Annotated in this window: 1 protein-coding gene; it reads right to left on the reverse strand. The window is 71.2% G+C overall.

Annotated features, from left to right (window positions below):
* Nucleotides 1-493, reverse strand: a 493-nt coding sequence (locus tag MQP27_RS50775; RefSeq protein WP_278197495.1) for a carboxyl transferase domain-containing protein, incomplete at both ends; no start/stop codon positions are given.

Consider the following 493-nt stretch of genomic DNA (forward strand, 5'->3'; position numbering starts at 1 on the left):
GCGTGCACGTCGGCGCCGCCCAGGCCGTTCTGGGTGATCTCCTCGCCGGTGACGGCCTTGACGACGTCCGGCCCGGTGATGAACATCTGCGAGGTCTCGCGGACCATGAAGACGAAGTCGGTGAGGGCGGGGCTGTAGGCCGCGCCGCCCGCGCACGGGCCGAGCATCACGCTGATCTGCGGGATGACGCCCGAGGCCTTGGTGTTGCGCTGGAAGATGCCGCCGTAGCCGGCCAGCGCCGAGACGCCCTCCTGGATCCGGGCGCCCGCGCCGTCGTTCAGCGAGACCAGCGGCGCACCGGCCGCGATGGCCATGTCCATGATCTTGTGGATCTTCGTGGCGTGGGCCTCGCCCAGCGCGCCGCCGAAGATGCGGAAGTCGTGCGCGTAGACGAAGACCGTGCGGCCCTCGACCGTGCCCCAGCCGGTGACGACACCGTCGGTGTACGGCTTCTTGGCCTCCAGGCCGAAGCCGGTGGCCCGGTGCCGGCGCA

It is taken from the genome of Streptomyces cylindrosporus, from assembly GCF_022698165.1.
Classification (GTDB): domain Bacteria; phylum Actinomycetota; class Actinomycetes; order Streptomycetales; family Streptomycetaceae; genus Streptomyces; species Streptomyces cylindrosporus.